General features: G+C 65.8%; 26 protein-coding genes and 1 riboswitch. Of the genes, 20 read left to right on the top strand and 6 right to left on the bottom strand.

Going from position 1 to position 26778, the window contains the following annotated elements; all coding sequences use genetic code 11:
• The first annotated feature begins 98 nt into the window (after positions 1–98).
• The 4 genes from ACODSM_RS11755 (at position 99) to ACODSM_RS11740 (ending at position 3777) form a co-directional block, all read left to right on the top strand.
• Positions 99–449: a hypothetical protein gene (locus tag ACODSM_RS11755; RefSeq protein WP_488805383.1), complete on the top strand. Its 351-nt coding sequence runs from the start codon at positions 99–101 to the stop codon at positions 447–449.
• A gap of 224 nt (positions 450–673) precedes the next feature.
• Positions 674–1105 (top strand): Lrp/AsnC family transcriptional regulator, encoded by a 432-nt coding sequence (locus tag ACODSM_RS11750; RefSeq protein WP_015015737.1) that lies wholly within the window; start codon positions 674–676, stop codon positions 1103–1105.
• A 140-nt stretch (positions 1106–1245) separates the two neighbouring features.
• On the top strand, positions 1246–2208 hold the full coding sequence (locus ACODSM_RS11745; protein ID WP_015015736.1) for a Bug family tripartite tricarboxylate transporter substrate binding protein: 963 nt from the start codon (positions 1246–1248) through the stop codon (positions 2206–2208).
• 72 nt (positions 2209–2280) lie between these two features.
• Positions 2281–3777 (top strand): NYN domain-containing protein, encoded by a 1497-nt coding sequence (locus ACODSM_RS11740; RefSeq protein ID WP_488805382.1) that lies wholly within the window; start codon positions 2281–2283, stop codon positions 3775–3777.
• A 3-nt stretch (positions 3778–3780) separates the two neighbouring features.
• On the opposite strand, the gene ACODSM_RS11735 is transcribed toward ACODSM_RS11740, so the two are convergent.
• Positions 3781–4839: a PfkB family carbohydrate kinase gene (locus ACODSM_RS11735; protein ID WP_488805381.1), complete on the bottom strand. Its 1059-nt coding sequence runs from the start codon at positions 4837–4839 to the stop codon at positions 3781–3783.
• A 136-nt stretch (positions 4840–4975) separates the two neighbouring features.
• Here ACODSM_RS11735 and ACODSM_RS11730 point away from each other — a divergent pair, with 136 nt between their 5' ends.
• From ACODSM_RS11730 to ACODSM_RS11710, 5 genes are all read left to right on the top strand, one after another.
• Positions 4976–5989, top strand: a complete 1014-nt coding sequence (locus tag ACODSM_RS11730; RefSeq protein ID WP_488805380.1) for a sugar ABC transporter substrate-binding protein — start codon at positions 4976–4978, stop codon at positions 5987–5989.
• A gap of 165 nt (positions 5990–6154) precedes the next feature.
• A complete protein-coding gene (locus ACODSM_RS11725; RefSeq protein ID WP_137747758.1) occupies positions 6155–7114 on the top strand; it encodes an ABC transporter permease in 960 nt (319 codons plus the stop codon).
• 2 nt (positions 7115–7116) lie between these two features.
• Entirely contained in the window at positions 7117–7935 is an 819-nt protein-coding gene (locus ACODSM_RS11720; protein ID WP_488805379.1) for an ATP-binding cassette domain-containing protein, read from the top strand.
• A gap of 9 nt (positions 7936–7944) precedes the next feature.
• Positions 7945–8397: an RbsD/FucU family protein gene (locus ACODSM_RS11715; protein ID WP_488805378.1), complete on the top strand. Its 453-nt coding sequence runs from the start codon at positions 7945–7947 to the stop codon at positions 8395–8397.
• Positions 8398–8410: 13 nt separating this feature from the next.
• Entirely contained in the window at positions 8411–9652 is a 1242-nt protein-coding gene (locus ACODSM_RS11710) for an ROK family transcriptional regulator (protein WP_488805377.1), read from the top strand.
• Positions 9653–9828: 176 nt separating this feature from the next.
• Here ACODSM_RS11710 and ACODSM_RS11705 read toward each other — a convergent pair whose 3' ends face one another.
• Complete coding sequence (locus ACODSM_RS11705) at positions 9829–10638, bottom strand: HAD-IIB family hydrolase (RefSeq protein ID WP_488805376.1); 810 nt, start codon at positions 10636–10638, stop codon at positions 9829–9831.
• 6 nt (positions 10639–10644) lie between these two features.
• Positions 10645–12273 (bottom strand): peptide chain release factor 3, encoded by a 1629-nt coding sequence (locus ACODSM_RS11700; RefSeq protein ID WP_015015727.1) that lies wholly within the window; start codon positions 12271–12273, stop codon positions 10645–10647.
• A 178-nt stretch (positions 12274–12451) separates the two neighbouring features.
• A riboswitch (S-adenosyl-L-homocysteine riboswitch) is annotated at positions 12452–12531 on the top strand.
• A 73-nt stretch (positions 12532–12604) separates the two neighbouring features.
• Here ACODSM_RS11700 and ahcY point away from each other — a divergent pair.
• The 4 genes from ahcY (at position 12605) to ACODSM_RS11680 (ending at position 16601) form a co-directional block, all read left to right on the top strand.
• Positions 12605–14038 (top strand): adenosylhomocysteinase, encoded by a 1434-nt coding sequence (ahcY, locus tag ACODSM_RS11695; protein WP_343733658.1) that lies wholly within the window; start codon positions 12605–12607, stop codon positions 14036–14038.
• A 150-nt stretch (positions 14039–14188) separates the two neighbouring features.
• Positions 14189–15190 carry a TlyA family RNA methyltransferase gene (locus ACODSM_RS11690; protein ID WP_488805375.1) on the top strand — a complete coding sequence of 334 codons (1002 nt, stop codon included), beginning with the start codon at positions 14189–14191 and terminating at the stop codon, positions 15188–15190.
• Positions 15187–16038: a methylenetetrahydrofolate reductase [NAD(P)H] gene (gene metF, locus ACODSM_RS11685; RefSeq protein WP_488805374.1), complete on the top strand. Its 852-nt coding sequence runs from the start codon at positions 15187–15189 to the stop codon at positions 16036–16038. The genes ACODSM_RS11690 and metF overlap by 4 nt, the downstream gene beginning before the upstream one ends.
• A gap of 38 nt (positions 16039–16076) precedes the next feature.
• Entirely contained in the window at positions 16077–16601 is a 525-nt protein-coding gene (locus tag ACODSM_RS11680; RefSeq protein ID WP_488805373.1) for a septal ring lytic transglycosylase RlpA family protein, read from the top strand.
• 27 nt (positions 16602–16628) lie between these two features.
• Here the strand turns inward: ACODSM_RS11680 and ACODSM_RS11675 are convergent, their stop codons facing one another.
• The gene (locus ACODSM_RS11675; protein ID WP_343733655.1) at positions 16629–17516 is read right to left on the bottom strand and encodes a 23S rRNA (adenine(2030)-N(6))-methyltransferase RlmJ; all 888 of its coding nucleotides are present in this window, start codon (positions 17514–17516) and stop codon (positions 16629–16631) included.
• A gap of 252 nt (positions 17517–17768) precedes the next feature.
• On the opposite strand from ACODSM_RS11675, the gene ACODSM_RS11670 reads away from it, so the two are divergent.
• The 7 genes from ACODSM_RS11670 to mdtD all read left to right on the top strand — a co-directional run bounded on the left by ACODSM_RS11670 (position 17769) and on the right by mdtD (position 24137).
• Positions 17769–19739 (top strand): serine/threonine protein kinase, encoded by a 1971-nt coding sequence (locus ACODSM_RS11670; RefSeq protein WP_488805372.1) that lies wholly within the window; start codon positions 17769–17771, stop codon positions 19737–19739.
• Between the two features lie 181 nt (positions 19740–19920).
• Positions 19921–20352 carry a 50S ribosomal protein L13 gene (gene rplM, locus ACODSM_RS11665; RefSeq protein ID WP_015015720.1) on the top strand — a complete coding sequence of 144 codons (432 nt, stop codon included), beginning with the start codon at positions 19921–19923 and terminating at the stop codon, positions 20350–20352.
• Positions 20353–20363: 11 nt separating this feature from the next.
• Positions 20364–20756, top strand: a complete 393-nt coding sequence (gene rpsI, locus ACODSM_RS11660) for a 30S ribosomal protein S9 (RefSeq protein ID WP_015015719.1) — start codon at positions 20364–20366, stop codon at positions 20754–20756.
• Positions 20757–20916: 160 nt separating this feature from the next.
• Positions 20917–21627 (top strand): DUF6776 family protein, encoded by a 711-nt coding sequence (locus ACODSM_RS11655; RefSeq protein ID WP_110960311.1) that lies wholly within the window; start codon positions 20917–20919, stop codon positions 21625–21627.
• Between the two features lie 154 nt (positions 21628–21781).
• Positions 21782–22180 carry a bactofilin family protein gene (locus tag ACODSM_RS11650; protein ID WP_060986949.1) on the top strand — a complete coding sequence of 133 codons (399 nt, stop codon included), beginning with the start codon at positions 21782–21784 and terminating at the stop codon, positions 22178–22180.
• Positions 22181–22240: 60 nt separating this feature from the next.
• A complete protein-coding gene (gene erpA / locus ACODSM_RS11645) occupies positions 22241–22606 on the top strand; it encodes an iron-sulfur cluster insertion protein ErpA (RefSeq protein WP_008907234.1) in 366 nt (121 codons plus the stop codon).
• A gap of 109 nt (positions 22607–22715) precedes the next feature.
• Positions 22716–24137 carry a multidrug transporter subunit MdtD gene (mdtD, locus tag ACODSM_RS11640; RefSeq protein ID WP_488805371.1) on the top strand — a complete coding sequence of 474 codons (1422 nt, stop codon included), beginning with the start codon at positions 22716–22718 and terminating at the stop codon, positions 24135–24137.
• Between the two features lie 33 nt (positions 24138–24170).
• Here the strand turns inward: mdtD and ACODSM_RS11635 are convergent, their stop codons facing one another.
• Entirely contained in the window at positions 24171–25280 is a 1110-nt protein-coding gene (locus tag ACODSM_RS11635; RefSeq protein ID WP_488805370.1) for an anhydro-N-acetylmuramic acid kinase, read from the bottom strand.
• 37 nt (positions 25281–25317) lie between these two features.
• A complete protein-coding gene (locus tag ACODSM_RS11630; RefSeq protein WP_015015714.1) occupies positions 25318–26688 on the bottom strand; it encodes a M23 family metallopeptidase in 1371 nt (456 codons plus the stop codon).
• Positions 26689–26778 lie beyond the last annotated feature (90 nt).

Here is a 26778-nt window from a genome sequence, read left to right as displayed (position 1 = left end):
GGGCGGGCGTCATCGCGGGGCCGGGACATCGAAGCTGGCGGCACAATGGGCCAAAGCGTGTGCGGTGTTGCCGTTGCGCTCTACGCCATTCGCAACCGATGTCCATACAACCCCCTGGCTCACCCACCGTGGTGTGGCTGCACCCTGAAGCACCGCCCAAGCCTGCCGAAGGCGCGCCCTGCAACGGCTGCGGTCTGTGCTGCCTAGCCGAGCCCTGTCCCCTGGGCGTGTTGGTGTCGCGGCGCCGCCGGGGCGCCTGTGCGGCCCTGCACTGGAGCGAAGCCGACCGGCGCTACTGGTGCGGCATGGTGGCTGACCCGGCGGCGGTGACGGGCATGACGCACCCGTGGGCGGTGCGTGCAATGTCGGCGCTGGCCCGGCGCTGGATCGCGTCGGGCATTGGCTGCGATGCGCGGCTGGACGCGCAGGTGCTGCCGCCGGGGCTATGACAGGATGCACTCCTAATTTGATAGCTGTTAGGGCAATATTTACTAGCGCTACCAGGCATTTTTATGCCAAATGGGCCTGTGACGCGCTGGCGCAAACCGGTCGCACGCCGCTGGGTGCAAAGCGTGGCAGGGCACGACGGCGTGCTTCACGGGCAGGTGGGACGTGGCACCTGAGCCATCAGAATGCGCAGAAAATTGCCGATCTGCCAGTTGCCCCGCCCACCATGACCAAGCTTGACGACACCGACCGCGAAATCATCAGCATTCTGCGCGCCGACGCCCGCACCCCGGTCGCCACGCTGGCACAAAAGCTGCGCGTGTCGCGCGGCACGGTGCAGAACCGCCTGCACAAGATGGAGGAGAGCGGCGTCATCACCGGCTACACCGTGCGCCTGCGGCCCGATTCGGAACCCCAGCGCATCCGCGCCTGGATGAGCATTGCGGTGGAGGGCAACGCCGCTCCCGCCGTGATCCGCGCGCTGCGCGGCGAGCCCACGGTGGGCACACTGCACACCACCAACGGCCGCTGGGACATCGTGGCCGAGGTGCGCGCCGAGAGCCTGGAGGCGTTTGATGCAGCCCTGGGCCGCATCCGGCTCACGCCCGGCATTGCCAACACCGAGACCAGCATCCTGCTGTCCACCTACAAGGCGTGATGCAGCCCCGGTGGTGTACCAGCGCAAGGGCTGTGCGCTGGCGCCTTGGCGACATGGGCTAGGGGGTTTCCGCATACCCTCGCGGCGCGGCCTGCAGTCCAATGACGACGTCCTTGTTTTTGCTTTTCAGGAGCCCCGCCATGCAACGTCGCCAGATCATCCAATGGGGAGCCGCCAGCCTGGCCGCCCCCGCATTCCTGGCACAGGCCCAGAGCTTTCCCAACAAGCCCATCAAGCTGATCATCGCCTTCCCGGCCGGTGGCCCCACCGACATCACCATGCGGTCGCTGGCTGACAACGCCAGCAAGATCCTGGGCCAGCCCGTGATCGTGGAGAACAAGCCTGGTGCCGGCGGTACATTGCCCGCACAGCAGCTGCAAACTTCTCCAGCCGACGGCTACACGGTGGCTCAGATTCCGCTGGGCGTGTTCCGCCTGCCCTACACCACCAAGATCAACTGGGACCCGGTCAAGGACATCAGCTACGTGCTCAACGTCACCGGCTACGCGTTTGGCCTGGTGGTGCCCGCCGACTCGCCACTCAAGACCTGGACCCACTTCGTGGCCTGGGCCAAGGCCAACCCGGGTAAGCTGAGCTACGGCTCCACCGGCACCATGACCAGCCCGCACCTGACCATGGAACTCATCGCGCAGCAGCTGGGCATCGAGCTGCTGCACGTGCCCTACAAGGGCAGCGCCGACCTCATGCAGTCCATCCTGGGCGGGCAGATCATGGCAGCAGCCGACTCCACCGGCTTTGCGCCGCAGGTCGAGGCCGGCAAGCTGCGCGTGCTCAACACCTGGGGCGCCGAGCGCCTGGCCAAGTTCCCCGATGCACCCACGCTCAAGGAGCTGGGCCTGAACCTGGTGCAGAACTCGCCGTTTGGCATTGGCGCGCCCAAGGGCACGCCCGATGCGGTGGTCAAGCGCCTGCACGACGCCTTCAAGCAGGCCATGGAGCAGGACAGCTACAAGACCGCCCTGGCCCGCTACGACATGGTGCCGATGTACATGAGCACGTCGGCGTACAAGAAGTTTGCGCAGGACACCTTCACCCGCGAGAAGGCGCTGGTCGAGAAACTGGGCTTGGCCAAACCCACCTGAGGCCACTCCCTTCGGAGGGTGCAATGCGTTCCGTGTGATGATCCGCAGCATTGAACGGAACTCACACACGATATGGCATCCCCCTCCGACAGCATCAGCATGGCCCTGTTCTGCGACTTTGAAAACGTCGCCCTGGGCGTGCGCGATGCGCAGTACGAAAAGTTCGACATCAAGCCCATCCTGGAGCGCCTGCTGCTCAAGGGCTCCATCGTGGTCAAGAAGGCCTATTGCGACTGGGAGCGCTACAAGGGCTTCAAGGCGACCATGCACGAGGCGAATTTCGAGCTGATCGAAATCCCGCACGTGCGCCAGTCGGGCAAAAATTCGGCTGACATCCGCCTGGTGGTGGACGCGCTGGACCTTTGCTACACCAAGTCGCACGTCAACACCTTCGTCATCATCAGCGGCGACTCGGACTTCTCTCCGCTCGTGTCCAAGCTGCGCGAGAACAACAAGCAGGTGATCGGCGTGGGCGTGAAGCAGTCCACGTCCGACCTCTTGATCGCCAACTGCGACGAATTCATCTTCTACGACGATCTGGTACGCGAAAACCAGCGCGCCCAGGCCCGCCGCCAAAACCCCGGCAGCAACCCGCCATCCACCCCCCGCCGCAGCCCCGAAGAAGAACGCAGCCGCAAGGAAAGCCAGGACGCACGCCGCGCCCAGGGCGTGGAGCTGGCCGCCGAAACCTTCGAGGCCCTGCTGCTGGAGCGGGGCGACACGGGCAAGATCTGGGCCTCGGTGCTCAAGGAGGCCATCAAGCGCCGCAAGCCGGATTTCAGTGAAGGACGTTATGGCTTCCGCACCTTCGGCAACCTGCTGGAAGAAGCCCAGGCGCGTGGGCTGCTGGAGTTTGGGCGGGATGAAAAATCGGGTGCGTATGTGTACCGCAGCCATGGTGGGTCGAGCGCCCCAGTCGTGCCCGCACGGGCTGAAGGCACCGGTGAGCGCACCAATGAGCGCACCAGCCAAGGCGGAGCGACACGGCACGACTTCCATGCGGTGGCGACGGCACCTGATCTGCGTTCTGAAGGTGGCGAAGGGCAGGGCGCGCCGGGTCGCAGCCGAGGGCGTCGTGGTGAGGGTGCAGACCGCGCAGACCGTGGAGACAATCGCCCTGCGCCGCGCAACGAACACTTTGAGGCCGAGCAGGCCGATGCTCCCGCTGAGCGCCCAGCCAGCCGCTATTTCAGCCAGCCCGTGGCTCTTGAGGCGGTGCCGCCAGAGCCGGTGATCGATACCACCGCGCCACAAGCGCTGCGCCCTGAAGTGGAAGAGGGCGCGGACACCCCGGAGGTCAGTGCATCCACCGAGGCCGATAGCTCAGAAGCGGCTACCCCTCGCCGCAGCCGTGCGCGCAGTGGAGACAGCGCAAAGCCTGCCGCCAGCCCACGCAAGGCCGCCACGCCCCGCGCACGCAGTGCGCGTGCTGCGGGTGAAGCAGCCGATGCCCCGGCCCCTGCGCCCGAGGACTCTCCCGCAGAGGCAGAAGGCACCACCTCCGCCAAGGCCCCTGCTGCCCGTCCCCGCAGCCGGGCCCGCAAACCGGCCGCCAAGCCCGCCGAGTAAAGGCTACCGGCCTGCGGCAGTCGCAGAGCGCCGCAGTGCCAGCCTTTCGCGCACTTCTTCGTAACGGGGGGGCGTGCAGCCCGCCCGCTCTACGCAATGGCTGGCACTCGCCAGCGCGTGGTGCAGCACGGTGCGCAGCCGGGCTTCCGTGATGGGCGCCGTGATACCCCCCGCGCGCAGGGCCAGCGCGTCTTCGCCCCGTTCGGGTCCGGCCAACAAGGCGGTGATCAGCCCCGCCAGAAAACAATCGCCCGCCCCTACGGTGTCCACTACCGTGATTGGCGCTTCTTCGCGCGCATGCACGGCCAGCCCATCGCGCTGCAGCAGCCAGGCGCCTTCTGGCCCCAGGGTCAGGGCCAGCCATTGCGCCTGAGTTTGCTGCTGCAAAGTGTGGGCGCGCTCCCGCGCGGTGGCGCCCGGCACGGCCAGCGCTTCCAGGTCGTCGTCGCTCACCTTGATGAGGTGGGCGTGCTGCAGGGCGGCCATCACATTGGCGCGATAGGCGTCGGCATCGTCCACGGCCGACAGGCGCAGGTTGGCATCGACCACCACCACGCGGCCCGCTGCGCGCTGCGCTGCCAGCCAGGGCTGGTAGATGGCAGCATCCTGCGCCACCAGCGCCAGGCAGCCAGTGGCCACCACCTGCAGGTCGGGCAACGCGGCGCAAGCAGCCGTCAGCGCTGCGGCCGTCACCTGGCGGTCGGCCACGCCGTCGCGGTAAAAGCTGTAGCTGGCCTTGCCCTCGGCATCCAGCGCGGCCAGGGCCAGCGCACTGGGTGCACGCACCGGCATGGGCGCGGCCAGGGCTACGCCCGCTTCGTGCAGACCGCGCGCCAATTGCCGCCCCAGCATGTCGCCCGACAGCGGGTTGAGGTACTGCGTGCCCACGCCCTGCAGGCCCAGCGCGCGGGTGAGGTTGTAGACCGCGCCGCCCGCGCAGGGTTTCAGGCGGCCATCGGGCTCTTCGATCAGGTCGAACAAGGCCTCGCCCGCCGTGGCCACACGCAGCGGCGGTGCGGTGTGGACAGCGGCAGAACCGGCGGACTGGATAGGGAAAACCATAAGTAAATCCACTTGATTTATTAACTTGTCGGCCACTATAGTTCGATCCCATCCACCCGACAAGAGTGGTTCACCTGCCAGCCGCGCAGCACGGGGCCGACAGGAATCTGCCATCCCAACACCCGGAGACAACGCCATGCAACGCACCCCCGCTTTCGCGCTTTCTGCCCTTGCCCTCACCGGCGCCCTGGCCTCTGGCCTGGCCCAGGCACAGACGTCCGAGCCCGTCATCGGCCTCATCACCAAGACCGAGACCAACCCCTTCTTCGTGAAGATGAAAGAGGGCGCCACGGCCGAGGCCAAGAAGCTGGGCGCCAAGCTGGTGTCGGCCGCAGGCAAGACCGACGGCGACAACGCGGGCCAGGTCACGGCCATGGAGAACCTGATCGCCGCAGGCGCCAAGACCATCCTCATCACCCCCAGCGACGCCAAGGCCATCGTGCCCGCCATCAAGAAGGCGCAGGCGCGCGGTGTGATGGTGATTGCACTCGACAGCCCCACCGAGCCCATGGATGCGACGGACGCGCTGTTTGCCACCGACAACTACAAGGCGGGCGAGCTGATCGGCCAGTACGCCAAGGCCGCCGCTGCGGGTAGGAAGCCGGTGATCGCCACACTCGACCTGTTCCCCGGCCACCCCGTGGGCGCGCAGCGGCACAACGGCTTCTTGAAGGGCTTTGGCCTGCAGGCCAACGATGCCAAGAGCAATGAGCTGTCACGCCCCGCCGAGGTGGTCTGCATGGCCGACAGCTTTGGCGACCGCGCCAAGGGCCAGACCGGCATGGAAAACTGCCTGCAGAAGAACCCTGACATCAACATCGTCTACACCATCAACGAGCCCGCCGCTGCTGGTGCCTACAACGCGCTCAAGGCCGCAGGCAAGGAGAAGAACGTGCTCATCGTCTCGGTGGACGGCGGCTGCGCAGGCATTGCCGATGTGGGCAAGGGTGTGATCGCCGCCACCAGCCAGCAGTACCCACTGCGCATGGCCGCCATGGGCGTGGCGGCAGGCGTGGAATACGCCAAGACCGGCAAGAAGGTCAGCGGCTACACCGACACCGGCGTGACGCTGATCGCTGCCAAGCCCATGGCGGGCGTGGACAGCAAGGATGTGAAGACCGGCACCGACCTGTGCTGGGGCGCCAAGTAAGAGCCGTTCTCAAAACTCTTCTGGCGTCGTTGCTGCGTCTTGTCGTACTACCGTACTGCCTGCGACGCAGCGCCTAGCCAGAACCGCTTCGCTGAGTTTTGCGATCGGCTCCCAACCGTCAACTGCTTTCTTAGCGCCCCCTTTGTCCACCCGCACGGAGCCGCCATGTCCTCGACCGCTTCCAAACTACCGCCGCTGGCCACGCTGGGGCCGTTCATCGCGCTGATCCTCGCGTGCGCCTTCTTTGCCACGCAGAGCGAGCGTTTTCTGTCGGCGCAGAACTTCGCGCTCATCCTGCAGCAGGTCATGGTCGTGGCGGTCATTGCCATCGGCCAGACGCTGGTCATCCTCACGGCGGGCATTGATCTGTCGTGTGGCATGGTGATGGCGCTGGGCGGCATCGTCATGACCAAGATGGCGGCGGACTACGGCCTCTCAGCCCCGGTGGCCATTGCCTGCGGCATGGCGGTGACCATGCTGTTTGGTTTGGTCAACGGCCTCTTGGTCACCAAGATCAAGCTGCCGCCCTTCATCGTCACGCTGGGCACGCTCAACATCGCGTTTGCCGCCACGCAGCTGTACTCGGGTGCACAGACCATCACCGACATCCCTGCGGGCATGACCGCGCTGGGCAACACCTTCCAGCTGGGGCAGACCGCCATCGTCTGGGGCGCGGTGCTGATGCTGGTGCTGTACCTCGTCACCTGGTTTGCGCTGCGCGAGACCGCGCCGGGCCGCCATGTGTACGCCGTTGGCAACAGCCCCGAGGCCACGCGCCTCACCGGCATTGCCACCGACAAGGTGCTGCTGGGCGTGTATGTGCTGGCGGGCCTGTTCTACGGCATCGCCTCGGTGCTGTCGGTGGCCCGCACCGGCGCGGGCGACCCGAACGCGGGCCAAACCGAAAACCTCGACGCCATCAGCGCTGTGGTGCTGGGCGGCACCAGCCTGTTTGGCGGGCGCGGCGTCATCCTGGGCACGCTGGTAGGGGCACTCATTGTGGGCGTGTTCCGCAACGGGCTCACGCTCATGGGCGTGTCGTCGGTGTACCAGATCCTGGTCACCGGCATCCTCGTGATTCTGGCCGTCGCCACCGACCAACTCTCGCGCAAAGGAGTGCGTTGATCATGACCAACTCCCCACACACAACCACCCAGGCAACGAATGCACCGCTGGTCATGCAGGCCAAGGGCCTGGTCAAGCGCTACGGGCAGGTCACCGCGTTGGATGGCGCCGACTTTGAGCTGCGCGCCGGCGAGATCCTGGCCGTGATCGGCGACAACGGCGCGGGCAAGTCCAGCCTCATCAAGGCGCTGTCTGGCGCCACCGTGCCCGACGAAGGCGAGATCCTGCTCGACGGCCAGCGCATCCAGTTCAAAAGCCCCATCGACGCGCGCCGCGCGGGTATCGAAACCGTCTACCAGGACCTGGCCGTGGCGCCGGCCATGACCATTGCCGAGAACCTGTTCCTGGGCCGTGAGCTGCGCCGCCCAGGCCTCTTGGGCAGCGCGCTGCGCATGCTCGACAAAAAGAAGATGCTCGAAGAAAGCGTGGCCCGCATGGCCGAGCTGAAGGTGGGCATCCGCTCCATGACGCAGGCGGTGGAGACGCTCTCGGGCGGCCAGCGCCAGTGCGTGGCCGTGGCGCGCGCCGCAGCGTTTGCACGGCATGTCGTCATCATGGACGAGCCCACCGCGGCCCTTGGCGTGAAGGAGGGCAACATGGTGCTGGAGCTGATCCGCCGCGTGCGCGACAAGGGCCTGCCCGTCATCCTCATCAGCCACAACATGCCCCATGTGTTCGAGATTGCCGACCGCATCCACATCGCCCGCCTGGGCAAGCGCGCGGCCGTGGTCAACCCCAAAAAGATCAGCATGAGCGACACCGTGGCCGTGATGACGGGCGCCATGGCCGCGTCCGAGCTGCCCGCCGAATGCCTTGCCTGAAACGCCCCCATGCTGAAGAACATTGATCCCCTGCTGACCCCCGACCTGCTCAAGGTGCTGGCCGAGATGGGCCATGACGACGCCATCGTGCTGGCCGACGCCAACTTCACCGCCATGAGCCTGGGAATCGGCAAGCCCGTGCTGCGCCTGCCTGGCATTGGCATGGCGCGTGCCGTGCAAGCGGTGGCCAGCGTGCTTCCGTTGGCGCAAGACGTGCAGCACCCCGTAGCCTACATGCAGGTGGGCGGTACCGAGGTGCCGTACCGATCGGCCCTGCAGCGCGAAACCATGGACGTGTTGGCGCGCGAGGGCGTAGCCAGCGAGCAGGCCGAGGGCGTGGAGCGTTTTGCGTTCTACGAGCGCGTCAAAAAAGCCTATGCCATCGTCGTCACGGGCGAGCTGCAGCCCTGGGGTAACTTCCTGCTGCGCAAGGGCGTCATCGGCGACACTCTGAACGCCTGACCGCTTCATCACCATGCTGGACACCGACGCATCTCTACCCGCCGTTGACAACACTGCCGCCAGCCCCGCGCTGCTGCGCCAGCGCGGCTCCAACCACGTAGGGCTGCGCCAGTTCAACGAACGCGTGGTGCTGCAGGCCCTGCGCACCCACGGCAGCCTGGCCAAGGCCGAGATGGCGCGCGTCACCGGCCTCACGGCGCAGACCATCGGCCTCATCACCGCCCGGCTCGACGAAGACCAGCTGCTGCGCCGCGAAGCGCCTGTGCGCGGCCGCGTGGGCCAGCCATCGGTGCCCATCGGCCTGAACCCTGATGGCGCGTTTGCCATCGGCATCAAGATCGGCCGCCGCAGTGCCGACTGGCTGCTGGTCGATTTCACCGGCCATGTGCGCGAGCGCATCGTGCTCGACTACGCCTTCCCCGACATCGACGTGCTGCTGCCCGCCATCCGCACGCACCTCAACCAGCTGCTCGACGGCCTGGGCCCGCTGCGCTCGCGCGTGGTGGGCGTGGGCGTGGCCGCGCCATTCCAGCTCGGCGGCTGGCACCGTATGCTGGGGCTCACCGAAGCGCAGTCCGAAGCCTGGAACAACATCGACCTGGCCGAGCGGGTGCAGCAGATGACCGAGCTGCCCGTGAGCTTTGCCAAAGACACCTCCGCCGCCTGCGTGGCCGAGCTGCTGCAGGGGCGCGGGCGCGACATTCCCAGCTTTCTGTACCTGTTCATGGACACCTTTGTGGGCGGCGGGCTGGTCATCAACTCGCACCTGCACCGGGGCCTGCACGGCAACGCAGGCGCGGTGGCCTCGCTGCCGCTGTCACCCGCCCAGCCGGGCCAGGCGCCCGCGCAGCTCATCAGCCAGGCATCTTTGTGGGAACTGGAGCAGCGCTTTCGCGAACATGGCCTCGACCCCATGGCCGCCTACGACAAGCGTGTGCTGCAGGTCCCGTGGCTGGAACACAGCCGTGGCTGGATCGCGCGCGCGGCAGCGGGTTTGGCGCATTGCATCGTCTCGGCCACAGCGTTCCTGGACCTTGACGCTGTGGTCTTTGATGGCGCCGCAGCCCCCGAACTGCTGCAGGCCCTGTGCGAGGGCGCGCGCCACGCGCTGGCCGACTACAACTGGGAGGGCCTGCACCAGCCGCCCCGGCTGGAGCTGGGCACCATGGGCTCGGACGCCCGCGCGCTGGGCGGGGCGCTGCTGCCGCTGCACGCGTGTTTTGCGCCGGATACCGATATCTTTCTCAAGGCTTGATCGGTTTGCTATTGAAATAATAGCTGTGACGGCATATTCCACCAGCGCAAGCTGGCGTTTTCAGTCAAAACTGCTTCTTGGAGGTCTTGCGTGCACTGTCCCGGTGGGGCTGGCCTCGTTACGTGGATCAGCCAGGGGCTGTGGCGACAGCGCCCTGTCGCGTGATTTGCTCGTCTTTAGCGGTGCGCCAGAATTGCCCTAGCCACTTCCGCAAACCCCGCGCCCCGTTCGCCCTGCGTCACATACCGTGGCAGATGTGAGAGCTGAGGCACAAACCGCGCGATGTTGGCCACGCCCACGCTGTGGGTGAAGTGCTGGAACATCGCCTGGTCATTGCCTGAGTCGCCCACAAACACCCAGCGGTCCAGCTCCTGCGCCAGATCGCGCCCCAGCAGCTCGCGCACGATCCAGTTGGCGCCCTGCCATTTGTTGAAGTCCCCAAAGCAGCCGTGGATGTGGATGCTGCTCACCGTGGTCTGCATGCCTTCGCGCTGTAGCAAGTCCAGCACCTGTTGCACGGTCTCGGGCGGGTGCCGGTCGAACTCGGCGTAGTCAAAGGCCAGGTCAGTCTCTCGTCCAGCGCTGTCGCGGCTCAGGGCCACACCTGGCACTTCCGAAGCCACCAGCGCGGCGATCTCACGCATGCGTGCCTGGTTGGCGCTGCGCGTGGCGGCGTCTTGCTGGTAGCGCTTGACCAGCGTGGGTTGAGCGCCAGAGCACCGGGTAAAAGCCACGGCCCCGTTTTCCGCCACCATGGCATCCACCGGCCAGGTAGCACCGGCAGGCCCGGCCATGAACGGTTCGCACCAGCCAATCGGCCGCCCGGTGATGGGAATGACCACCAGGCCCGCAGCCTTCAGGTCAGCCAGCGCCTGCAGCGCGTCGGGCGTGATGGCGCCTTCGGTGGTCAGGGTGTCGTCGATGTCGGTGAACACGCCCACCAGGTCGCGGCGGGCCACTGTTGGCCAGAGATCCAGAGGTTGCATGCGGGCTCAACCGGCCTTCTGCAGTGCCAACCCCGCATGCTCACGCAGCGGATGGAAGTGGATCTTCGGAAACCGCTCCTGCGCCAACCGCACGTCGTACGGCGAGGTGCACAGGTACGCCAGCGTGTCCGCCGCGTCGTGCGCCAGGCGCAGCGGGTAGGCATCGGTAAAGGCGCGCAGGTCGGCCGCGTTGTCGGCAGTGATCCAGCGCGCACCCGTGTACTGGCAGCCTTCCAGCCGCACATCGGCGTCGTACTCTGCCTTCAGGCGGTGCTGCACCACTTCAAACTGCAGCTGGCCCACGGCGCCCAGCAGCATGTTGCCGCCAGCGTCGGGCTTGAAGACCTGGATCGCGCCTTCTTCGCCCAGCTGGGCCAGGCCCTGCTGCAGCTGCTTGGTGCGCAGCGGGTTCTTGAGCACCACGGTCATGAACATCTCGGGCGCAAAGAACGGCAGGCCGGTGAACTGCAGGTTGGCGCCGTCGGTGATGGTGTCGCCCAGCTGCACGCCGCCGTGGGTGGTGAAGCCAATGATGTCGCCCGCGTAGGCTTCTTCGACGGCCTCGCGGCGCTGGGACATGAAGGTGACGACCGAGGTGGGGCGCAGCTCCTTGCCGGTGCGCTGTACCTTGAGCTTCATGCCCGGCGTGTACTTGCCGCTGGCCACGCGTACGAAGGCGATGCGGTCGCGGTGGTTGGCGTCCATGTTGGCCTGCACCTTGAACACCACGCCGGAGAAACCTTCGTCCTCGGGCTGGATGGTCTTGACGACGGGCTGTTTGTTCACCTCCAGCGTGCTCACGCGCGGGCCGGGCGGCGGGGCCATGTCCACCAGGGCGTCCAGCACTTCCATCACCCCGAAGTTGTTCACGCCGGAGCCGAAGAACACGGGGGTCAGTTTGCCGGCCAGGAAGGCTTCATGGTCCCAGGCGGGCGATGCACCGGTAGCCAGCTCCATGCTGTCCATGGCGGCGTCGAACTCTGCGCCGAAGCGGGCGCGCAGGGTGTCCACATCGGTGAGTGGGATGGATTCGAAGTCCTGCGGGCGACGTTCGCTGCCGGATTCGAACACCGTCATCGTCTTGGTGCGCAAGTTGATGATGCCGCCAAAGCTCTTGCCCTGGCCCACGGGCCAGGTCATGGGGCAGCAGGGCATGCCCAGCTCGCGCTCGACCTCGTCCATGATGTCCAGCGGGTCGCGCACCTCGCGGTCCATCTTGTTGACGAAGGTGATGATGGGCGTGTCGCGCTGGCGGCAGACCTCGATCAGGCGGCGGGTTTGTGCTTCCACACCGTTGGCGGCGTCGATCACCATCAGCGCCGAGTCCACGGCGGTGAGCACGCGGTAGGTGTCTTCCGAGAAGTCCTTGTGGCCGGGCGTGTCGAGCAGGTTGATCACATGCTCTCGGTACAGCATCTGCATGACCGAGCTGGCCACCGAGATGCCGCGCTGCTTTTCGATTTCCATCCAGTCGGAGGTGGCATGGCGGCTGGCCTTGCGGCCCTTGACGGCACCCGCGATCTGGATCGCGCCCGAGAACAGCAGCAGCTTTTCCGTCAGCGTCGTTTTACCGGCGTCGGGGTGGGAAATGATGGCAAAGGTGCGGCGGCGCCGGGTTTCTGGGGCGTAGGACACAGGGGTTCCTGAATGGGATGGGTGCGGGGCAGAGCGCCCTGCGCAAGAAATCTTCGGGCCGGGACCTGCAAGGGGAGCAGGGGCGGCAGTCGCGGGATTTTACTGTTCCGTGCAAGGCCCGGGAGGGATTCACCCCTGCGGGCATGGCGCCGGGAATGCACTTGCTTTTATAATCCGCCGATCCGAGGAGCGTTGCAGCGTCCCCAGCACAGGCGGGGCGTGAGGCTCGGAGTCATCTAGCAACGACGCTCATCCACTTCGCGTGCGGTGAGGCGTATCGACCATCCCCCTCGCGCAGTGGCTTTTCAAACATGCTTTGGAGCACACCATCATGAACGCACGCGTCAACGCCCCGGTCAACACCGACTGCATCATTGCCGACATCGGCCTGGCCGAATGGGGCCGCAAAGAGATCCGCATCGCCGAAACCGAAATGCCCGGCCTGATGGCCATCCGCGAAGAATTCGCTGCCAAGCAGCCGCTCAAGGGCGCACGCATTACCGGCTCGCTGCACATGACCATCCAGACGGCGGTGCTGATCGAGACCCTGCAGGCGCTGGGAGCGCAAGTGCGCTGGGCCTCGTGCAACATCTTCTCCACGCAAGACCACGCCGCCGCCGCGATTGCTGCCGCTGGCACGCCTGTGTTCGCCATCAAGGGCGAAACCCTGGCCGAATACTGGGACTACACCCACCGCATCTTTGACTTCGGCGCGGCCGGCACCGACGGCGAAGGCCCCAACCTGATCCTGGACGACGGTGGCGATGCGACGCTGCTGATGCACCTGGGCAAGCGCGCCGAAAAGGACGCCTCGCTGATCGCCAACCCCACCAGCGAAGAAGAAACCTGCCTGTTCGCTTCCATCAAGGCCAAGCTGGCGCAAGACCCGACCTGGTACAGCCGCAAGAGCGCCCAGATCATCGGCGTGACCGAAGAAACCACCACGGGCGTGCACCGCCTGAAGGAAATGTCGGCCAAGGGCTCGCTGATGTTCCGCGCCATCAACGTGAACGACTCGGTGACCAAGAGCAAGTTCGACAACCTGTACGGTTGCCGTGAGTCGCTGGTGGACGGCATCAAGCGCGCCACCGACGTGATGATCGCCGGCAAGGTGGCCGTGGTCGCTGGCTACGGCGACGTGGGCAAGGGCAGCGCCCAGGCCCTGCGCGCGCTGAGCGCCCAGGTGTGGGTGACCGAGATCGACCCCATCAACGCCCTGCAGGCCGCAATGGAAGGCTACAAGGTCGTGACCATGGAATACGCGGCCGACAAGGCCGACATCTTCGTGACCACCACCGGCAACAAGGACGTGATCCGCCACGAGCACATGCTGGCCATGAAGGACCAGGCCATCGTCTGCAACATCGGCCACTTCGACAACGAGATCCAGGTCGCGTCGCTGGAGCAGTACCAGTGGGAAGAGATCAAGCCCCAGGTGGACCACGTGATCTTCCCGGACGGCAAGCGCATCATCCTGCTGGCCAAGGGCCGTCTGGTGAACCTGGGCTGCGGCACGGGCCACCCCAGCTTCGTGATGTCGTCGAGCTTTGCCAACCAGACCATTGCCCAGATCGAGCTGTTCACTCACAGCGACTACTACGAAAACGGCAAGGTCTACGTGCTGCCCAAGCACCTGGACGAAAAGGTGGCGCGCCTGCACCTCAAGAAGGTGGGCGCCATGCTGACCGAGCTGACCGACGAACAGGCCGCCTACATCGGCGTGCCTAAGCAAGGCCCCTACAAGCCTGACACCTACCGCTACTGATCCCGGTGCTGCGCGCCCTGGTGACGGGGCGCGCGCACGGTGGTGTGGCGCCGTGATGCTGAGCAATGCCTGATTGCTCATAAATTGATAGCTGCTGGCGCTTGATTCACTAGCGCTACCAGCCGATTTGACTCAAAAAGGATGGGCGCGATGCGCGCAGATGTGTTTTTGGTGGAACGTGGCCATGCCGCCACGCGCTCGCAGGCGCAGCGCCTGATCGCTTCGGGGGTGGAGTGGCGCTTGACGCCCTTGTCGCCCTGGAACAAGGTGGCCAAGAACGGGGATGACATCCCGTCCGTGGCCGAGGTAAGGCTGCTGGACGATGCCGAGGCCAAATATATCTCGCGTGGCGGGCTCAAGCTCGAAGGCGCCTTGCAGGCCACGGGCCTGGACGTGAAGGGCCTGCGCTGCCTGGATGTGGGGCAGAGCACCGGCGGCTTCACGGACTGCCTGTTGCAACATGGCGCGGCCCAGGTGGTGGGTGTGGATGTGGGGCATGGCCAGTTGCATGAGCGCCTGCGTGACGATGTGCGCGTGGTGGGCGTGGAAGGGATCAATGCCCGCGCCATGACAGCCGAGTCGCTGCTCGAAGGCTGTGAAGCGGCCTTGTCCGAAGAGCTGGTGCAAGACCATGAAGACAACGACACCCAGCCGGTCGCTCCTTACAGCTGGATGCGCAACGGCGGTCTGGTCGATGAAGAATACGACGACAGCGACGATGCCAAAGAGCAAGACGTAGAAGCCTTCAAAGCCGAGCGCGCCGCCAAGGCCCGCGCGCGGGCCGAGGGCACTTTACCGGTGGTGCGCCAGCGCCGAGAGGGGCGAGAGGATGTGCAGGTCACGCCCGTGTTTGACCTGGTGACGGGCGACCTGTCGTTCATCTCGCTCACTCTGGTGCTGCCTGCACTGGTGCCGTTGCTCGCGCCGCAGGGCGACCTGGTCATGCTGGTCAAGCCCCAGTTTGAATTGCAGCCGGGGCAGGTGGGCAAAGGCGGCATTGTGCGCGACGAGTCCTTGTATGCGGTGGTGGAACAGCGCATCCGCGATTGCTGCGTAACTCTGGGCCTGGAAGTGCGGGCGTGGATCGACAGCCCGATCCAGGGCGGTGATGGCAATCGAGAATTTTTTGTACACGCAAGGAGAGCCGCATGAATGCAGCCCACGCGCAAGGCACCGGGTTTCCGGTGAGTTTCGAGTTTTTCCCGCCCAAGACGCCTGAAGGCGCCGACAAGCTGCGCGTGGCGCGCCAGCAGCTGTATGCACTGCATCCAGACTTCTGCTCGGTGACCTACGGCGCAGGGGGCTCCACGCAAGAAGGCACGTTCGGCACGGTGCGCGAGATCCTGTCCGAAGGCGTGGGCGCTGCGTCGCACTTTTCGTGCATCGGGGCCACGCGCCAGTCGGTGCGCGAGCAGCTGGCCACGCTCAAAGCCATGGGCGTCAAGCGCCTGGTGGCACTGCGCGGCGACCTGCCCAGCGGCTACGGCGCGGGCGGCGAGTTCCAGTTCGCTAGCGACCTGGTGGCCTTCATCCGGGCCGAAACGGGCCGGGACTTCCACATCGAGGTGGCGGCCTACCCCGAGGTGCATCCCCAGGCCAAGTCGCCCGATGCGGACCTGCAGGCCTACGTGACCAAGGTACGGGCGGGGGCGGACTCTGCCATCACCCAGTATTTCTACAACAGCGATGCGTATTTCCGCTTTGTGGAAGACGCGCACCGCCTGGGCGCTGACGTGCCGGTGGTGCCGGGCATCATGCCCATTTCCAGCTCCACGCAGCTGATGCGGTTCTCGGACGCCTGCGGTGCCGAGATTCCGCGCTGGATACGTCTGCGCCTGCAGTCGTTTGGGGACGACACCGCCAGCATCAAGGCGTTTGGCCTGGATGTGGTGACCGACCTGTGCGACCAGCTGCGCACGGCCGGCGTGCCCGCGCTGCACTTCTACACCATGAACCAAAGCGCCGCGACCCTGGAGATCTGTCGCCGGCTGGGGATCTGATGGTGGGGGGCGAGCAGCCACCCGGCTCTTGTCGCAGCGTGGCCCGGTGGGCGCCGCTGCGGCAGCTGGTGGGTCTGTGGTTGCTGTGCAGCGCCCTTGCGGTTGCGCACGCCCAGGGGCTGCAGGCAGAGCCGGATGCGCTGGCCCCCAACCTGCTGTCCGTGCCGGGAGAGGCGATGCTGATCGATCCCCCGGCCAAACCGGAACCCACCACTCCCGGCGGGTCGCCGCTCAGCCTGGAGGCGGACGAGGTGGGGCTGGCCTCGTGGTACGGGGCACAGTTCCACCGGCGGCGTACCGCCAGCGGGGAGCTGTTTGACATGCGTGCGCTCACGGCCGCACACCCCACACTGCCCTTTGGCTCCCGCGTGTGTGTGCGCAGTCAGGCCACGGGGCGTACGGTGATCGTGCGCATCAACGACCGCGGGCCCCACACCCGCAACCGGGTGATCGACCTGAGCCGGGGCGCCGCCGAGGCGTTGGGCATGGTGGGCCTGGGGCTCAAGCCGGTGGAGCTGTTCGCCCTGCAGGACGACGACAAGGATTGTCCGGCGGCACCTTGACGCCAGGCAGAGTACCGGAAGGGGCGGTCAGCCGCCCGATTCCAGCGTGTGGGTGGCGTGTTTGTCCTGTGCTAGCAGCTCGGCCATCTGGGGCAGGGCGTCTTTGAGCGCGGCCTTGAGGGTGTAGGGCGGGTTGATCAGGAACATGCCGCTGGCCGGCAGGCCGGGGCGTTTGGTGTCGCCCGTGACGGTTTCCGTGATCTTGCTCGACTTGACGGTGAGCGTGGCGTGCAGCCAGCTCTTGCCCGCCTTGGTGGCCAGTGTCTTCAGGCGGCGGGGCAGGTCGTGGGCTTCGGGGCGCGGGATGATGGGGTACCAGAACGCATAGGTGCCCGTGGCAAAACGCTTGAGCGAATCGGCCGCCATGTCGAGCACCTTGGCGTAGTCGCTCTTGATTTCATAGCTGGGATCGCACAGCACCAGTGCGCGACGGGCCGGTGGAGGCAAAAACTTCTTGATGCCCTCAAAGCCGTCTTCGTGCAGCACCGCCACCTGGCGGCCTGCCTCCAGCTGGGCCACGTTGCCGGCCAGCGCGCGCAGGTCGGTGGGGTGCAGCTCAAACAGCTTGAGCTTGTCGTGGCTACGCAGCAGGCGCTGGGTGATGAAGGGTGAGCCGGGGTACACGCGCAGCGCCTTGCCCTGGTTGAAGTCGCCCACCATGTCCACATAGGCCTGCAGGGCTGGGGTGAGGGTGGGCGTGGTTGGTGCAAACAGCCGGGCCACGCCGTCGGCGGCTTCGCCGCTGGTGCTGGCATAGTCCCCGTCCAGCCGGTACAGGCCTGCGCCTGCATGGGTGTCCAGCACGGTCAGCGCCGCGTCTTTCTCGGTAAGGTGTTGCAAGGCAGCAATCAAAACGGTGTGCTTGAGCACATCGGCATGGTTGCCTGCGTGGAAGGCGTGGCGATAACTGAACATGGCCCAATGGTAACGAGTGTGTTGTGCTGCCGGGGCAGCGCCCTCGTCCGGGCGCGGCACAATCGGGGGCCTTGTGGTGGCGGGGGACGTGATGTTTTTGGCAGACAGGCCGTCCTTTGTTAGCCATTTGTTGCCAAATCCGGTGCGGCCATGCCTCATGATCGCGCCTGCGGTGGGGTCCGCTTTCCGCCGTTGCGCTTGTTGTCCCATTGATTTGCCTGTGAAATTGCCAGCCCGCCCCGTCTTCTGACCATGACCGAAAGCTCCAGCACAGCCCCCGCCAGCGGTGTCAGCCATATCGATGCGCTGCCCCCTGGCACACGCCTGGCGGAGTTTGAGATCCTGGGTTTGCTGGGGGTGGGTGGTTTTGGCATGGTCTACAAGGCGTTTGACCATTCTCTGCACCGGGCGGTGGCCATCAAGGAATACATGCCCTCGGCGCTGGCCGGTCGCTCGCAGGGGCAATCGCTCTGGGTGCGGTCTTCGTCCGATCAGCAAACCTTCCAGGCAGGCCTGGTGTCTTTTGTGGGCGAGGCGCGGCTGCTGGCGCAGTTTGACCACCCCTCGCTGGTCAAGGTGTTCCGCTTCTGGGAGGCCAACAACACGGCCTACATGGTCATGCCCTTGTATTCGGGAATGACCTTCAAGCAGGCCCGTGCCCAGATGCGCACGCCGCCGCCCGAGGCCTGGCTGCGCAAGCTGCTGTGGTCGGTGCTGGATGCGCTGCGTGTGCTGCACGACGGCAACACGCTGCACCGCGACATCTCGCCAGACAACATCTTCCTGCAGGACAACGGCCCGCCGGTGCTGCTGGACCTTGGTGCCGCCCGGCACGCCATCAATGACCAGGACCGCAAGCACACGGCCGTGCTCAAGGTGAATTACGCGCCCATCGAGCAGTATTCCGACGGTGACGAGGAACTGCGCCAGGGGCCTTGGAGCGATCTGTACTCTCTGGCAGCGGTCATGCACGGCTGTCTGGCCAACGACACGCCCCTGCCTGCCACGCTGCGCTCCATCCGCGACCGCATGGTGTCGTTCTCCCGCATTGCCAAAACCGTCAAGCGGCAGTTTGGCGTGGAGTATTCGGCGCCGTTTGTTGCTGCGATATCGCAGTCCCTGGCCCTGCGGCCCGAGGACCGGCCGCAGAGCATCGATGCCTTTCTCCAGACCATGGAGATGACCTCGGCGCCGGACGATGTGCAGCACTTCGACTTTCGGGCGGAACTGGGCGACATCTGGGTGGAGCCCGCCGACCAGCCTGGCCCGGGGCTGCCCACGCCCACCGTGGATGTGACCTCAGCCCCGGGCATCGTGGCCGAGATCCAGGCGCAGGCCCAGCGCGCGGAAGCGGCCGCAGCGGCACCGTCCCCAGTGCAGGCGGGCCGTCCCGGCGATGACTTTGGCGGGGACACGGTCATGCTGGCGGGTCCTGACACGGTGGCGGCCGATGCGGGCGACACGGTGTTCATCGACGCTGGCGACACCGTGGTCGCTGAGGGCGATTCCCGCTTTGAGGATCTGCCGCACCACCGCTCGCCGGGCGCTAGCGGTTCGCGTGCGGCGGACCGGCGGTCCGCACCCTTGGAGCGGGATCTGGTGCGTGGCAACGGCAAGCCCACATCCTCATCGCGGCGTTCGCCCTTGGTGGCGGGCATTGTGGTGGCGGCGCTGGTGGCCGTGGTCGCCGGAGGCGCTTGGCGCTGGAGCCAAAGCAGCAAACCGCCGCGCGATGACATCATCACCGAGATGGCCGAGCCGCCAGCGGCAGGCGCTTCGTCAGCGGCCGCGCTGGTGGACGTCAGTGCGCCTGGGACGGCTGGCGCAGACGCAGCGGCCGTGGCCTCGGAAGGTGCTGGCACGCCGGCCGACACGGCTTCTGCCGCAGCCGCTGTTCCCGCCTTTGTGGTTGCCTCGGCGCCCAAGCCCTCCGCCCGTGTCACCAAGCGTGTGACTGCCGAGCCGGCCCCCACCCCCATCGTGGTGCACGAAGAGCCTGTGCCTGCGCCCCCCCCCGTGGTGGCTGAACCCAAGCCCCGTCCTGCACCGCCACCCCGCCTGCCTTCGCCGCAGGAGGTGTGCGCTGACGCTAATTTCCTGGCCCGCCCCATGTGTATCCACCAGGAGTGCCAGAAACCGTCCCAGGCCAATCAAGCCATTTGCGTGGAGAACCGCCGCCGGTACGAAGCCGACGAGCAGCGCCGCCGCCAGACGCCCAACTGACCGCTTTGGGGCCAGGACTGCGGTCCACTTGCGCGGCGACCGGGCTCTTTCGTATAATGGAAGGCTTCGCAGCGCTTTTGTGGTCCCGCGGCGAAGACTTTTTGCCACCTAAGAGGCTTCCTTCAGAGAAGCACCGACCGTGGAAAAGGACCCGCCAAACCCCTCTTTCAAGAGAAAACTCATGACAACTACTTTCAGCGCAAAGCCCGCTGAGGTCGTGCACGAGTGGTTTGTGATTGACGCGACCAACAAGGTCCTCGGACGAGTAGCCAGCGAAGTTGCTCTCCGTTTGCGCGGCAAACACAAGGCCATTTACACGCCTCACGTCGATACCGGTGACTTCATCGTCGTTATCAACGCAGCCCAACTCAAGGTCACCGGCACCAAGTCCCTGGACAAGGTGTACTACCGTCACTCGGGTTACCCCGGCGGTATCACGGCCACGAACTTCCGCGACATGCAAGCCAAGCACCCCGGCCGCGCGCTGGAAAAGGCTGTCAAGGGCATGCTGCCCAAGGGTCCCCTTGGCTACGCGATGATCAAGAAACTCAAGGTGTACGGTGGTGCTGAGCATCCACACACCGCCCAGCAGCCCAAAGTGCTGGAAATCTAAGGAGCCTTGAGATGATTGGTGAATGGAACAATGGCACCGGCCGTCGCAAGTCCAGCGTCGCCCGCGTGTTTCTGAAAAAAGGCTCCGGCAAGATCACTGTGAATGGCAAAGACATTCAGCAGTATTTCGGCCGCGAAACCTCGATCATGATTGCCAAGCAACCGCTGGCGTTGACCAACCATGTCGAAAGCTTCGACATCCAGATCAACGTGCACGGTGGCGGTGAATCCGGCCAGGCTGGCGCTGCCCGCCACGGCATCACCCGTGCCCTGATCGATTACGACGCATCCCTGAAGTCCGTCCTGAGCCAAGCCGGCTTCGTGACCCGTGATGCACGTGAAGTCGAACGTAAGAAGGTCGGTCTGCACTCCGCACGCCGCGCCAAGCAGTTCTCCAAGCGTTAAGCTTTGGGCCCTGCCGGATGCTGCCCTGGGCAGCATCCACTGCAAAGCGCTCCCTGCGAGTGCTTTACAGAGAAAAACCGCCTTCGGGCGGTTTTTTCGTTTATGGTGCGCTCTTTTCTTTTTTTGGGGGAGCGCCTTCCCGGGCCTGCCCGTTGAGCCCATGCGCTTTCGCCTGCTTCGCCGTCGGTTGACCATCAGCGCCCCCCGGGTGGCCATCCGCAGCGCCTTGCCCTGGCCCTTTCGTTGGCTGGCCCTGGCCGTGGTCATGGGCTTTTGCGCCGCCGTGGCGTTGTGGGCCTTCGAGTTCGGCAAGTCCATTGCCGGGATCGATACCGTGTCCCGCGATGAAGTGGTTCAGATGAGGGCAGAGATCAGCCGCCTGCGCGAAGAGGGCCAGGAGCGCCAGACGGTGGCGTTGACCGCCGAGAGCCTGTTGGCTACCGAGCGCGCCGCCAAGGAAAGCCTGATGGCGCAGGTACGCCAGCTCGAAGCCGACAACCGCACGCTGCGCGAGGACCTGGGCTTCTTCGAAAAGCTAATCCCTGCCGCCAAGACCGATGGGCTGGCCATTCGCGCGCTGCAGGCTGAGGTGCTGGGCGGGATGCAACTGCGCTGGCAGGTGCTGGTCATCCAGGCGGCCCGCAATGCACCCGAGTTCAACGGGCGCCTGGAACTGGTGCTGGCGGGCACGCTGGACGGCAAACCGTGGACACAGACCCAGCCTCCCCAGGGCCAGCCGCTGCAGGTCAAGCAGTACCGCCGCATCGAGGGGGTGCTCGATCTGCCCCCCCAGGCCGTGGTAAAAACCGTGACCGCGCGCGTGCTGGAGGGCGCCACCGTACGCACCAGCCAGACCATGGCCATCGAATAGTGCGGGTCGACTGTGGATGCGCTGATCTGGTTTCGATGCCCTCGCCGAGGCAACCCACGCAGTAGCCGCTGCCCACGACCTGCCGATTTGTTGGCACGTTTTCCCTTCGCAAGCGGGCTTTTGTACCGCCTGCTCCTTCAGGAGTCTTCCGACCATGTTCTCGCGCAAAAAGCAGCCACCCATCAAAAGCCTGGTGGCGCAGGGCACCAAGATCGAAGGCAATGTGCATTTTGCCGAGGGCATGCGCATTGATGGCGATGTAGTCGGCGATATCCGGGCAGCGGCGGACCAGCCCAGCATCCTGGTGATCTCCGAAACCGCGCGGGTCGAGGGCGCGGTGCATGCCGACCACGTGATCATCAACGGCCAGGTGCTGGGTCCCGTGCATGCGGGCGAACTGCTGGAGCTGCAGCCCAAGGCGCAGATCACCGGCAATGTGCATTACAAGGCGCTGGAGATGCACCAAGGGGCCGTGATCGCGGGGCAGTTGATTCCTACGGCGGTGCTGGTGGAAGAAAAGCCCCCACTGAAGTTAGCGTCAAACAGCCAGTGATCTGAATTCCCGAGAGGTTTGCAGTAGTATTCCGTACAAACCCTGAACCCGGAGTACCCCATGAGCGCAGTTGCCGAAAACATCCAGACCGAAATGCCCGCCCCCATTCTGTTCACCGACAGCGCGGCGGCCAAGGTGGCGGACCTGATTGCCGAAGAAGGCAACCCCGACCTGAAGCTGCGGGTGTTTGTGCAGGGCGGCGGCTGCTCCGGCTTCCAGTACGGGTTCACTTTTGATGAAATCACGAACGAAGACGACACCACCATGACCAAGAACGGTGTGTCGCTGCTCATCGACGCCATGAGCTACCAGTACCTCGTGGGCGCCGAGATCGACTACAAGGAAGACCTGCAAGGCGCGCAGTTCGTGATCAAGAACCCCAACGCCACGACCACCTGCGGCTGCGGCTCCAGCTTCTCGGCTTAAAGATCGTTGTGCCAGGCAAAGACCTGCACCCCCGCTGCTGACTGAATGAACCGCCTTCGGGCGGTTTTTTCATGGGGCCGCTTGTTTCGTTTGGAAAGCTCTGCAACCCATGCATCAGGAACCCTCCCAGAAAGTGCTGCTGTGGCTGGTGGCCGTCGGCTTTTTCATGCAGACGTTGGACGCCACCATCGTCAATACCGCGCTGCCCGCCATGGCGCAGAGCCTGGGCGAGAGCCCGCTGCGCATGCAGTCGGTGGTTGTGGCGTACTCGCTGGCCATGGCGATGCTGATCCCCGCGTCGGGCTGGGTGGCCGACCGGTTTGGTGCGCGCCGGGTGTACTTTCTGGCCATCGTGTTTTTTGTGGCGGGCTCGGTGTTTTGTGCGCTGTCGCACAGCCTGACCCAGCTGGTGGCCGCCCGGGTGCTCCAGGGGCTGGGGGGCGCGCTGCTGCTACCGGTGGGGCGCTTGGTGGTGTTGCGCACCTTCCCGCGCGAGAAGTTCTTGCAGGCCATGAGTTTTGTGGCGATCCCGGGGCTGATTGGTCCGCTGATCGGCCCGACCCTGGGAGGCTGGCTGGTCGAGGTGGCTTCCTGGCACTGGATCTTTCTGATCAACGTGCCGGTGGGGCTGGTGGGCTGTGCCGCCACCATGCGCTACATGCCCGGGGTGGCTGCGCCGACGGTGGCACGGTTTGACCTGGCGGGCTATCTGATGCTCGCCTTTGGCATGGTGGCGCTGTCGCTGGCGCTGGATGGCTTGGCCAGCTTAGGGTTGCGGCAGGCGAGTGTGCTGGTGCTCATGATCTTCGGGCTGGCCAGCCTGGTGGCCTACTGGCTGCACGCGGCGCGGCGGCCTGACCCGCTATTTTCGCCCCGGCTGTTCTCGGTGGACACCTTGCGTATCGGGCTGCTGGGCAATCTGTTTGCGCGGCTGGGCAGCTCGTGCATGCCGTTCCTGATTCCGTTGCTGCTGCAGGTCACCATGGGCTATTCGCCGCTGCAGGCGGGCATGATGATGCTGCCCGTGGCGGTGGCGGGCATGTCCATGAAGCGGTTCACCACCACGCTGATCACCCGCTTTGGCTACCGCCAGGTGCTGGTGGGCAACACGCTGCTGGTGGGGGTGACCATGGCCAGTTTCGGGCTGGCGGCGCCCTCGCAACCGCTGTGGGTGCATGTGGTGCAGCTGGCGGTGTTTGGGGCGGTGAACTCGCTGCAGTTCACGGCCATGAACACCGTGACCCTGAAGGACCTGGGGCACGACATGGCCAGCAGCGGCAACAGCCTGCTGTCGATGGTGCAGATGGTGGCCATGGGCATGGGGGTGGCTGCAGCAGGGGCCGTGTTGGCGGCGTTCACCGATTTCTTCCAGCCTTCGGGCGCAGCGCAGACCCTGCAAGTCTTTCAGGCCACGTTTGCCTGCATGGGGCTGATCACGGTGGCATCGGCCGGTATCTTCTGGCAACTGTCGCCGCAAGACCGGTCCGGCACCCAGGCAGGCGCCTCGGTCGATGCCGGGGACCACGGCTGATCGCCCTGCCCAGGACTGTGTAGACCGGGCGTTTCAGGCCGGGTACACCGCGCCCAGCACGCGAGGGCCCACGGCGCCCGTCACGCTGGGCAGGTTGCCCGGTGCCCCGTTCAGCGCCTGGCGCGCCAGCCAGGCAAACGCGGCGGCTTCCACCTGCAGGGCGGGCAGGCCCAGCGCATCGGTGGTTACCACCCGCAGGGGCGGGCAGGCGGCCTGCAGCCGCTGCATGAGCTGGCCATTGAGCGCGCCACCACCGCATACGGCCAGGATTTTGCTATTGTTTAGATAGCTATTGGCGCATATTGCACTAGCGCTTGCGGTGAATTCGGTCAATGTAGCCTGTACATCGGCCGCAGTGGCCTGCGCAAAGGGCTGCAGGTGTGCGGCCAGCCAGGCGGGGTTGAACAGGTCGCGCCCTGTGCTCTTGGGGGGCGCCTTGTGCAAATAGGGCTCCTGCAGCAACGCGGCCAGCAGGCCCGGCAGCACCTGTCCGGTGGCGGCCCAGGCGCCGTCCTTGTCAAACGGCTGGCCCGTGTGCTGCTGGCACCAGTGGTCCATCAGGGCGTTGCCCGGGCCGCAGTCGAAGCCCAGCACACTGCCATCTGCCCCCAGCACGCTGAGGTTGGAGATGCCGCCAATGTTCAGCACCAGCACCGTCTCATCCGGCCGGCCGAACACGCCCTGGTGGAAGGCGGGCACCAGCGGCGCACCCTGGCCGCCTGCAGCCACGTCGCGGCTGCGCAGGTCGGCCACCACGGTGATGCCCGTCAGCTCGGCCAGCAGGGCGGGGCTGCCCAGCTGCAGGGTGTAGCCTGTGCCGTCAAATTCCTGGGGGCGGTGTCGCACCGTCTGCCCGTGGGCGCCTATCGCTCGGATGGCGCTTGCCGGGTGGCCGCTGCGCTGCAAAAGGGTATGTACCACCTCGGCGTAGGCTCGGGATAGCGCATTGCCTGCGAGCGCTGCGCGGTGCAGCTCGTTGTCGCCGGGGGTGTTGAGGGCCAAGAGCTCGGCGCGCAGTGCGGGGGCAAAGGCGGCGCTGGCGTGGTGCGTGACCCGTAGGCGCGGGCCCGAGAAATCGGCCAGCACCCCGTCGATCCCGTCGAGCGAGGTGCCCGACATCAGGCCGATGTACAGATCGGACATGGCCTGACGGGTGGGGTGCGTCGTTGGTAAGCCGGGATCAGTCTGCGCTGGCCTGCTCTATGAGCGCGGCCGCGTTCAGCTGAACGCGCATGTTGGCAGCGAGGCGGTCAAACGCAGGGCGGGCGGCTGCAGACACCGGTGCGGCGGCTTCGCTCTGGGCGACGATGGTCATCGGGTCTTGGTGCACGCCATTGACGCGGAACTCGAAGTGCAGGTGCGGGCCAGTGGCCCAGCCGGTGGCGCCCACGGCGCCCAGCGTCTGGCCTTGCTCGACCGACTGACCCTGGCGCACGTCGATGCGGCTCAGGTGGGCATACACGGTAACGTGCTGGTTGCGGTGCTTGACGAACACCACGTTGCCGTAGCCGTTCTGCACGCCCGCAAACTCCACCACGCCATCACCCACGGTGCGCACGGCGGTGCCTGTGGGGGCTGCAAAGTCGGTGCCCAGGTGGGCGCGCCAGGTTTGCAGGATGGGGTGCAGGCGCATCTTGAAGCCGCTGGTCACGCGCGAGAACTCGACGGGCGAGGTCAGGTACGCGCGGCGCATGCTTTCGCCGTCCAACGTGTAGTAGGCGCCTTTGGCGGCGTTGGGCTCCTGGAACCAGATGGCCTGGTGGGTCTTGCCGTTGTTGACGAACTCGGCGCTCAGCACGCGGCCGCTGGACAGGGGCTCGCCGTCGGCTTCCAGGGTTTCGTACACCACCGAGAAGCGGTCGCCCTTGCGCAGCGAGCGGCGGAAGTCGATGTTGCCCGAGAACAGTTCGGCCACCTGCACGGCCACGGCGTCGGGGATGTTCGACGCGTCGGTGGCGGCAAACAGCGAGCTGTGGATGATGCCGCCCGCCAGACGGCTGTTGGTCGTCATCTTGGCGGTTTCGATGCGGGTCGCAAACTTGTTGTCGCCCGTGCGTTCGACAATCAGGCGGCGGAAGTTGCCGCTGTCGTCCGGCACCCAGCGCACCGTCAGGCGGATCAGGCGGTGGTCGTCTGTGGTTTCTGCCGACACGATGCGGCCGGTGCGGCCCAGCACGTTCTGGCGCACCGGCGTGTCGCTGCGCATGAAGGCAGCGGCGGCCGGGTCGGCCACGCCCATGCGCTGCAGCAGCGACTCGGGGGTGTCACTGCTGCGCACCTGTTCGGAGCGGAACAGCGAAAAGCTGGGCGCATCCAACTGGCCCAGCACCATGTTCTCAGCCAGCGATTCGACCGGGTAGTTCACCATGCGCACCGGCAGCTCGGCCGGATCGGGTGCAAAGGAGGCCACGGCAAATGCGCCGCCGCCGCCCGTCAGCAGGATGGCTGCTACGGCGGCGGTGATGCGTTTGGGATGTTGCTGGATTGTGCGGGACAGCCGGTCAAGCAAAGCGATGCTGGCGGTGCGGACCGTAGTGAGGCCGTGAATCAAAGGTCTATCCCCAGGGTGATTGCGGTTCCGTGGCACACCCCCGGTGCGTATGCGGGGCGGGGCCAGGAGCACAGACTGTCAGGCTGCAGC

The sequence above is a fragment of the Acidovorax sp. FG42 genome (assembly GCF_057809195.1).
Note: the sequence above shows the minus strand (reverse complement) of the source record. Positions and strands in the feature narration are given on the sequence as shown.

Coding starts and splice junctions, on each gene's coding strand:
- ACODSM_RS11735 (WP_488805381.1), bottom strand. CDS start 4,839: ATGGTTTTCCCTATCCAGTCCGCCGGTTCTGCCGCTGTCCACACCGCA.
- ACODSM_RS11650 (WP_060986949.1), top strand. CDS start 21,782: ATGTTCTCGCGCAAAAAGCAGCCACCCATCAAAAGCCTGGTGGCGCAG.
- ACODSM_RS11740 (WP_488805382.1), top strand. CDS start 2,281: ATGGCATCCCCCTCCGACAGCATCAGCATGGCCCTGTTCTGCGACTTT.
- ACODSM_RS11690 (WP_488805375.1), top strand. CDS start 14,189: ATGCGCGCAGATGTGTTTTTGGTGGAACGTGGCCATGCCGCCACGCGC.
- rplM (WP_015015720.1), top strand. CDS start 19,921: ATGACAACTACTTTCAGCGCAAAGCCCGCTGAGGTCGTGCACGAGTGG.
- ACODSM_RS11745 (WP_015015736.1), top strand. CDS start 1,246: ATGCAACGTCGCCAGATCATCCAATGGGGAGCCGCCAGCCTGGCCGCC.
- ACODSM_RS11750 (WP_015015737.1), top strand. CDS start 674: ATGACCAAGCTTGACGACACCGACCGCGAAATCATCAGCATTCTGCGC.
- ACODSM_RS11705 (WP_488805376.1), bottom strand. CDS start 10,638: ATGCAACCTCTGGATCTCTGGCCAACAGTGGCCCGCCGCGACCTGGTG.
- rpsI (WP_015015719.1), top strand. CDS start 20,364: ATGATTGGTGAATGGAACAATGGCACCGGCCGTCGCAAGTCCAGCGTC.
- ACODSM_RS11655 (WP_110960311.1), top strand. CDS start 20,917: ATGCGCTTTCGCCTGCTTCGCCGTCGGTTGACCATCAGCGCCCCCCGG.
- mdtD (WP_488805371.1), top strand. CDS start 22,716: ATGCATCAGGAACCCTCCCAGAAAGTGCTGCTGTGGCTGGTGGCCGTC.
- ACODSM_RS11720 (WP_488805379.1), top strand. CDS start 7,117: ATGACCAACTCCCCACACACAACCACCCAGGCAACGAATGCACCGCTG.
- ACODSM_RS11710 (WP_488805377.1), top strand. CDS start 8,411: ATGCTGGACACCGACGCATCTCTACCCGCCGTTGACAACACTGCCGCC.
- ACODSM_RS11715 (WP_488805378.1), top strand. CDS start 7,945: ATGCTGAAGAACATTGATCCCCTGCTGACCCCCGACCTGCTCAAGGTG.
- metF (WP_488805374.1), top strand. CDS start 15,187: ATGAATGCAGCCCACGCGCAAGGCACCGGGTTTCCGGTGAGTTTCGAG.
- ACODSM_RS11675 (WP_343733655.1), bottom strand. CDS start 17,516: ATGTTCAGTTATCGCCACGCCTTCCACGCAGGCAACCATGCCGATGTG.
- ahcY (WP_343733658.1), top strand. CDS start 12,605: ATGAACGCACGCGTCAACGCCCCGGTCAACACCGACTGCATCATTGCC.
- ACODSM_RS11670 (WP_488805372.1), top strand. CDS start 17,769: ATGACCGAAAGCTCCAGCACAGCCCCCGCCAGCGGTGTCAGCCATATC.
- ACODSM_RS11755 (WP_488805383.1), top strand. CDS start 99: ATGTCCATACAACCCCCTGGCTCACCCACCGTGGTGTGGCTGCACCCT.
- erpA (WP_008907234.1), top strand. CDS start 22,241: ATGAGCGCAGTTGCCGAAAACATCCAGACCGAAATGCCCGCCCCCATT.
- ACODSM_RS11730 (WP_488805380.1), top strand. CDS start 4,976: ATGCAACGCACCCCCGCTTTCGCGCTTTCTGCCCTTGCCCTCACCGGC.
- ACODSM_RS11635 (WP_488805370.1), bottom strand. CDS start 25,280: ATGTCCGATCTGTACATCGGCCTGATGTCGGGCACCTCGCTCGACGGG.
- ACODSM_RS11725 (WP_137747758.1), top strand. CDS start 6,155: ATGTCCTCGACCGCTTCCAAACTACCGCCGCTGGCCACGCTGGGGCCG.